The following is a 507-nucleotide window of genomic DNA, read 5'->3' on the forward strand; positions in this document are numbered from 1 at the left end:
TTTCGCTCCCTGCCTGTCGTCCGCCGTCGGCGGGCTCATCGAGCGCTACACGGAGATCGCCCCCGACGTCGAGATCATCGCCTACCAGCACGGCTACCACGGCCTGCTGCTGGGCGAGAGCGTCACGATCACGCCCGAGGTCCGCGCCAAGGCGGGCGTCCTGCACCGGTTCGGCGGCTCGCCGATCGGCAACTCGCGCGTCAAGCTCACCAACGCCGCGGACTGCGTCAAGCGCGGCCTGGTCGCCGAGGGTGAGGACCCGCTGAAGGTCGCCGCCGAGCGCCTCAAGGCCGACGGCGTCGACGTGCTGCACACCATCGGCGGCGACGAAACCAACACGACGGCCGCCGACCTGGCCGCGTACCTGCACGAGAACGACTACGAGCTCACGGTCGTCGGCCTGCCCAAGACGATCGACAACGACGTCGTGCCGATCCGGCAGTCGCTCGGCGCGTGGACCGCGGCCGAGGAGGCCGCCGGCTTCGCCGCGAACATCATCGGCGAGCA

1 protein-coding gene is annotated in these 507 nt (G+C 70.6%); it reads left to right on the forward strand.

Annotated elements, in window-relative coordinates:
- A partial coding sequence (locus G3I71_RS46685; protein ID WP_203733110.1) for a 6-phosphofructokinase occupies window positions 1-507 on the forward strand: 507 nt, incomplete at both ends.

The sequence above is a fragment of the Streptomyces sp. SID12501 genome, assembly GCF_010550245.1.
Taxonomy (GTDB): domain Bacteria; phylum Actinomycetota; class Actinomycetes; order Streptomycetales; family Streptomycetaceae; genus Streptomyces.